Origin of the sequence: Bathymodiolus platifrons methanotrophic gill symbiont, assembly GCF_002189065.1 — a bacterium.
Lineage (GTDB): Bacteria > Pseudomonadota > Gammaproteobacteria > Methylococcales > Methylomonadaceae > Methyloprofundus.
The window spans coordinates 1-5,638 of sequence record NZ_BDMN01000053.1 but is presented as its reverse complement, the minus strand read 5'-3'; the positions used below and the strand labels follow the sequence as shown (position 1 = coordinate 5,638).

Sequence of the window (5,638 nt, the reverse complement as noted above, 5' to 3'; positions counted from 1 at the left end):
AAGTTTCCCAATTATTGAGTAGCTGAAATACACAATGCTGGTGTATCGAGGTTTATTTTAGGTGGTTTTGCCATGTTTATAGCAAACCCCTACTTAATTCCCCTTAGGCAATAGCATTTGAAACGAATGAAAAGACTATTTTTTTCATATAGTTGTAGCATAGTTTCAATTTTACCATAAATAATTATTGGGAAACTTCAGTAAAGGTAAATACAGTAGGAGAGTAAGAGCTGGCGGCGGGGTTGAAATAACAAGCAGTGATGGTAAGAAAGAGTGTGTGGTTACTTATATGGGGAAATATGATGATAAATTTGGCTTGGAGAAAAGTTGTATTGAACTTTAATTAACATTCAAAGTATGATTGATGTTAATTTTTATTCTGGGATGGGTACTTATTTTCTCTTTTTCTCTAAAAAACAGTGAGTATGATTATCACAAAATACCCTAGACCACAAAGGAAAATATGGCGTTATTAAGTAGAAATGAGAAATTTTCACTGTATGATATAGAAACTATTTGGTAACTACACTGCATTCTAGATTATAAATTATAAACATACCTGTACAGTGACCTCGATATTTAAAACCCTCTTTTTTATCTTAAGCTACTTAAACTTATCAGCCTGTAACGAACAGGTGCTTAATAGCCCTTACCCAACCTCCCCAGAAAAAAATCAGTCTGTTTTATATTCATCGTTCTCGGAACGGCCCCGACATTTAGACCCTGCAAAATCGTATAGTTCGAATGAGTATGTTTTTATAGGCCAGATTTACGAACCACCTTTTCAGTATCATTTTTTAAAGCGCCCTTATGAACTGGAGCCATTAACGGCAACGCAAATGCCTGAGATTATCTATTTAGATAAATCTGAAAAGGTATTAGCGAAGGATGCTGCGGCAGATAGCATTGCATTTTCTGATTATATTATCGAGATTAAGCCGCAAATTAAATTTCAGCCCCATCCGGCTTTAGCTAGAAATGATCAGGGGCAATATTTATATCATGAATTAACACCGGCAGAGTTGACTAAAATTGTACACTTAGGTGACTTTGCCCAAACCGGCACACGTGAATTGGTAGCTGCTGATTACGTACATCAGATTAAGCGCCTGGTACATCCAGAAATTTCCTCGCCTATTGCGGAACTCATGAAGCAATATATAGTGGGCTTGGGTGATTATGGTGTCACGCTAAAAAATAAGCCACGGTCGTCCTTAAAAGACTCTGCTATTAGCGGTGTCGAAGTGTTAGATAAGTACCGCTATAAAATTCGCATTAAAGGGAAATATCCGCAGTTTATCTATTGGCTGGCAATGCCGTTTTTTGCACCTATGCCGTGGGAGGCGGATGCCTTTTATAGTCAGCAAGCACTGATTGATAAAAACATCACTCTGGATTGGCAGCCTCTTGGGACAGGTGCTTATATGTTAGAGGAAAACAATCCTAACCTGCGTATGGTGATGCTTAAAAATCCTAATTATCATGCGGCATTTTATCCAGAGTATGGTGAGCTTGGTGATAAAGAGCAAGGCTTGTTAAACGATGCAGGCAAGCGCTTACCTTTTATAGATAAAGCCGTATATAAACTGGAAAAAGAAACCATTCCCTATTGGAATAAGTTTCTGCAAGGCTACTACGATGCATCTGGCGTTGCTTCGGATAGCTTTGATCAGGCGGTACAATTTACAGGTGATGGAGAATTAGGCCTTACCCAGGCAATGCAGGATAAAGGCATACAGTTACAAACGACAGTTACCAGTTCTATTTATTATATGGGCTTTAATATGCTGGATTCAGTGGTCGGTGGTGATAATGAAAGGGCTAGAAAATTACGCCGTGCTATATCCATAGCCATCGATTATGAAGAATATATTTCTATTTTTATGAATGGACGAGGCGTGACTGCACAGGGAGTTATTCCCCCTGAAATTTTTGGTTTTACATCAGGCGAGAAGGGAATCAATCCTTATATCTATGATTGGGACGGCAGGCAGGCTCGGCGCAAACCAATAACCGCAGCTATGCAGCTAATGCTGCAAGCGGGATATGCTAATGGTATAGATATAAAAACAGGTGAAGCTTTGATTCTCTATCTGGATACAGCCGCCAGTGGTCCTGATGAAAGAGCGCGTCTTAATTGGTATCGAAAGCAATTTACTAAACTAGGCATACAATTAGTGATTCGGGCAACGGATTACAATCGTTTTCAGCAGAAAATGCTGAATGGTAATGCACAAATTTTTATGTGGGGCTGGAATGCTGATTACCCCGACCCCGAAAACTTTTTTTTCCTCTTGTATGGCGCGAACAGCAAAGTCTTACATGGGGGAGAAAATGTGGTGAATTATCAAAATAATGAATTTGATCGATTGTTTAAACAAATGAGTAATATGGAAAATGGCCCAGAGCGCTTAGCCATTACTCATAGAATGCAGGAAATAATTCATAATGATGCACCCTGGGTATTTGGCTTTCACCCCAAAAGTGTTTCTCTGTATCATAGCTGGTATCATAATTTGAAGCCTAATTTAATGGCTAATAATAAATTGAAATACCAGCGTATAGAACCAGAGCAGCGTAACGTTCTGCGTCAACAATGGAATCAGCCGGTATTATGGCCAATTGTATTAGTGATTCTATTAGTAATCTTGTTAGTTCTACCAGCAGTGCGTAGTTTTCAGCATCGCGCCAGGGAGACTATTAAGTAATGTTCAATTATATCCTGCGCCGTTTTTTATACGCTTTTCCTTTATTATTAGGCGTCAATATACTCACCTTTGTTTTATTTTTTATCGTCAATAGTCCTGATGATATGGCAAGAATGCAATTAGGGCAAAAACATGTCACTGAACAAGCGATTGATAACTGGAAGCAGCAGCGAGGTTATCATTTACCCTTACTTCTAAATCAGAAAGAATCAGGGGCAGATAAAATTAAAAATACGATTTTTTATCAAAAGTCTTTACGCCTTTTTGCTTTTGATTTTGGCATTTCAGACAGTGGTCGAAATATAGGTAAAGATATACAGCAACGGATGTGGCCAAGTCTGGCGGTTGCTCTACCCTCTTTAGTGGTTGGCTTGTTGGTGAATATTAGTGTTGCTTTAATGATGGTCCTGTTTCGACAAAGCTACCTGGAATTTAGCACCATCGTGTTATGCGTTATTATTATGTCGATTTCTTCCTTGTTTTATATTATTGGCGGCCAGTTTATCGTGGGGAAATTACTGATGCTGGTACCAATTTCTGGTTATGACACTGGGATAAATGCCTATAAATTTCTTATTCTGCCTGTATTAATTAGTGTTGTGGCAGGTGTAGGAGCAGGTGCGCGATGGTATCGCACTTTATTTCTAGAAGAAATTGAGCAGGATTATGTGCGTACTGCACGTGCAAAAGGGCTCACTGAAACTCAGGTGTTGTTTAAGCATGTCTTAAAAAATACCATGATTCCTATTCTGACAGGTGTGGTAGTGGTTTTACCTTTATTGTTTATGGGCAGCCTGATTACCGAGTCATTTTTTAGTATTCCTGGCCTAGGAAGTTATACGATTGATGCGATTAATAGCCAGGATTTTGCTGTCGTCAGAGCCATGGTTTTTCTAGGGTCAGTGCTCTATATTATTGGCTTATTGTTAACTGATATTTCTTATACTCTGGTTGACCCACGAGTGCGATTATCATGAATACAGTCGTGCAGAGTGTGCAATGGTTTTTTGCACACCTTGTTGGTGCAAATAAGGTGAATTGAAAACGATGATACCCTACATAAATGTGTCTGTACTGGCACTTAATCACCCTACGGGATGTAATCATGGAAAAACAACAGCTATTTGACGAGCTCGCTCGAGAATTTGATTTAAAACCGGCTGATTTTTATTTTCTGGATCTTATACCATTAATCGAAGTGATGTGGATGGATGGGAAAAATCAGGAGAGTGAATTAAATATTCTTTATCAGTTTGTACTTGAGCATATTTCATATATAGATCAGGCGGCAGGTGCTCAGGCAATGGCATTGGCTTAAGCCATTACCCCCTTCGGTTAAGAGCCCGCACGAATGCAATCGCATGAGAAATCACTTTACCCATTTCAAATCTACATTAGGCCGTCGATTCACACCCCCGCCATTTGTTCACAGGCTTTTTGGATTTCCTAATATAGGATCGACCCGGTCTGAGCTTTTGATGATTTCGTGAAATAGAGCTGACAATGTCATCCATCACTTTTTTGATACAGCGTGCCGGAACAAACATGATATCTTCCAGATGCCTCGACATGGTTGCCAGGCTATTTTTAAAGTTTGCCTGTATTGTTTGTTTCGGATCCATTTCGTCTGGTTGCAGATTTAACAGACTATTTAATAAGTTTTCAGATTCATTGGTACAGAGTCTACTCATGGTGATCAGTACAAAATGGGCAAACAATTCCTGTTTTTGCCGATCGACTGTATCATGCACTGGGCAGAGAACCCCCGATTCATCAGCAAAACGGGCGCCTGATTCAAAACCTATCTGCAAATGAAGTTCATTCTGTTCTAAAATATTGTCGTTTGAAAAGATAATTTCTTCCACTTTCCAAGGCGATTGTAAGCCTAAAGCCATACTAAATAAAGATTCATTATTCATGGTATTATTATCGCACTACCCACTAGGATTCACATAGAGCCGAAAGAATGTACTAAAAGCAGAGAGTTTTTTTGAGTGAAAGTAATCTGGGCTTTATGGGTTATTAGCTAATTAGAATGTTTTGATGTAATTGACAAGTAGAATGATTCTCATTACAGTGTTAGTTAGTCGGCAGGGTTACTGTGCTGGTATCTCCTTGCTTAGCGTTTCAGGATGAGGACGTGATCGTTAATTCAATAACCAATCGATTGGTTTTGTGGAATTAACTCATTTTTAACTTTTTACTGGAAGGCAAATATGAAATACAGAACTTTTAGAAACCTTACAGGATAAAAGATGAAAACTAAACTAATGACAGTCGCCGTGTTGATGATTTTATTCAACAACATGGTTCAAGCGGAGTGGAATTCAGTCCGCCCCGGGGAAGAGGCGGAAACACCGGCGCCTAACCCAGCCGGTGAAATTACCAATTTAACCGCAGAGGAAGTGGAGAAGGCTAAGAAGAAGAAGCCGCGAAACTCTTAGAGGCAGAAACGAATCGCGAAGGAAGAAGCACAGCGTCAGGCAGAAGAGGAGGAAAAACGGAAAGCCGCAGAAGCACGGGCTAACGATTATCCTGAGCTTTCTTTGACAATGGCTAAAGCATTCTTTTTATGTAAAGAGGGCGCTCACTATACGTTCTCTTACTACCCTGAAGTATCGGGCTGGCATATCTTCCAGACATATGGACCTTCAGATACGGTTATGGAGATATATCATAACGGAGAGTCAATTGTCAATGAAGGAAAGAGCGATGGGGATGATCAGGCGCGCCATGCTACCTCACGAAATTCCGGGACTCCTGTCGCCATAATTCGTTCACCTACGCAGCGAATAGGAGATGCTCCAGCCGCCCTGCGTCCGCCACAGACTGAGCACAAAGCAGCTCAGTCATGGCTACCTCAAATGGCTCTACGGCTATTCGGGATAAAATTTTAGCCTCCCTCGCGCGCTATCGCGCACTTCGGATTG

6 protein-coding genes are annotated in these 5,638 nt (G+C 40.2%); 5 read left to right on the top strand and 1 reads right to left on the bottom strand.

Features of this window, described 5'->3' with window-relative positions; genetic code table 11:
* Positions 1-187: 187 nt before the first annotated feature.
* The 4 genes from CDZ78_RS21675 to CDZ78_RS03715 all read left to right on the top strand — a co-directional run bounded on the left by CDZ78_RS21675 (position 188) and on the right by CDZ78_RS03715 (position 4,026).
* A complete protein-coding gene (locus CDZ78_RS21675) occupies positions 188-343 on the top strand; it encodes a hypothetical protein (protein ID WP_167374163.1) in 156 nt (51 codons plus the stop codon).
* Positions 344-566: 223 nt separating this feature from the next.
* Positions 567-2,708, top strand: coding sequence for an ABC transporter substrate-binding protein (locus CDZ78_RS03725; protein ID WP_244559148.1), 2,142 nt, complete (start codon positions 567-569; stop codon positions 2,706-2,708).
* On the top strand, positions 2,708-3,685 hold the full coding sequence (locus CDZ78_RS03720) for an ABC transporter permease (RefSeq protein WP_087868766.1): 978 nt from the start codon (positions 2,708-2,710) through the stop codon (positions 3,683-3,685). Before CDZ78_RS03725 ends, CDZ78_RS03720 begins: the two co-directional genes overlap by 1 nt.
* 128 nt (positions 3,686-3,813) lie before the next feature.
* Positions 3,814-4,026, top strand: a complete 213-nt coding sequence (locus tag CDZ78_RS03715; RefSeq protein WP_087868765.1) for a hypothetical protein — start codon at positions 3,814-3,816, stop codon at positions 4,024-4,026.
* Between the two features lie 76 nt (positions 4,027-4,102).
* Here CDZ78_RS03715 and CDZ78_RS03710 read toward each other — a convergent pair whose 3' ends face one another.
* A complete protein-coding gene (locus CDZ78_RS03710) occupies positions 4,103-4,627 on the bottom strand; it encodes a hypothetical protein (RefSeq protein ID WP_087868764.1) in 525 nt (174 codons plus the stop codon).
* 336 nt (positions 4,628-4,963) lie between these two features.
* Here CDZ78_RS03710 and CDZ78_RS03705 point away from each other — a divergent pair, with 336 nt between their 5' ends.
* Positions 4,964-5,152 carry a hypothetical protein gene (locus CDZ78_RS03705; RefSeq protein ID WP_087868763.1) on the top strand — a complete coding sequence of 63 codons (189 nt, stop codon included), beginning with the start codon at positions 4,964-4,966 and terminating at the stop codon, positions 5,150-5,152.
* Positions 5,153-5,638: the final 486 nt, after the last annotated feature.